The organism is Bradyrhizobium sp. 23 (genome assembly GCF_023073295.1).
GTDB classification, from domain to species: domain Bacteria; phylum Pseudomonadota; class Alphaproteobacteria; order Rhizobiales; family Xanthobacteraceae; genus Bradyrhizobium; species Bradyrhizobium canariense_D.
Genome location: NZ_JADPJF010000107.1, coordinates 1 through 1022, shown reverse-complemented (window position 1 = coordinate 1022; position 1022 = coordinate 1). Strand labels below are relative to the sequence as shown.

The 1022-nt window shown below is 63.8% G+C and carries 1 pseudogene; it reads right to left on the bottom strand.

The features are described from left to right. Positions 1-961 (bottom strand): annotated as a pseudogene (locus tag IVB32_RS27640) (IS3 family transposase); the annotation flags it as partial. Between the last annotated feature and the right edge of the window lie 61 nt (positions 962-1022).

Here is a 1022-nt window from a genome sequence, read left to right as displayed (position 1 = left end):
TCCCAGACGTTGCCGGACCGACTCATGCTGCAGACGATGCCGCTATCAGCCATCAAGCGCTGGAACTGCTCGCTGACGTACTGGCTGCCGCGATCGGAATGATGCATCAGGGCATCCGGCTTGCCGCGCCGCCAGACCGCCATCAACAGGGCGTCCGCAACCAACTGGGCGGTCATGCTGGCGTTCATCGACCAGCCGACCACCCGGCGCGAGAACAGGTCGATCACCGCCGACACATAGAGCCAGCCCTCAGCCGTCCAGATGTAGGTGAAGTCGGCGATCCACTTCTGGTTCGGGCGCTCGGCCTCGAACTGCCGATCCAGAAGATTCGACGCCACGTTCGCAATCTGGCGATGGCCTGCGTCCTTCGGCAGACGCCGGCGTCGTGGCCGCGCCCGCAGGGCCTGCAGGCGCATCAGCCGTTCGACCCGGTGCAGGCCGCATTCGACGCCGTCCGCCAGAAGGTCTCGCCAGACGCGCCGCGCGCCGTAAGTCCGGTCACTGGCAAGGAAGCTGACCTTGACCTGCTGGCCTACGGTCTCGTCGCTCCGGGATCTGGCGCTGGGCGATCGGTTCAGCCAGGCATGAAAGCCCGACCGCGACACGCCCATCGCTTCGCATAGCCATGCCACCGGCCAGATGCCCCGGTGCTTCGCGATGAAGCCGAACTTCATGTCGCTTCCTTCGCGAAGTAGGCAGCGGCCTTTTTTAGGATATCCCGCTCCGCCTTCAGCTTGTTGACCTCGCGCCGCAGCCGCTCGATCTCCAATTGCTCAGGCTTCAGTTGCCCGTGGCCGGGGAACGACTGCGCAGCGTCGAAGCCGAACTCCTTCACCCATTTGCGCAGCACGTTCTCATGAACGCCCAGGTCTCGGCCAGCTTGCGCCACAGATACCCCGCGCTCCCTGACGAGCTTGACCGCCTCGATCTTGAACTCTCGACTGAACTTCCGTCTCTGCATGACCCACCTCTGGCTCGATAAAACACCCAATCTCGGTGTCCATCAAACCGGCAGCAGCTCA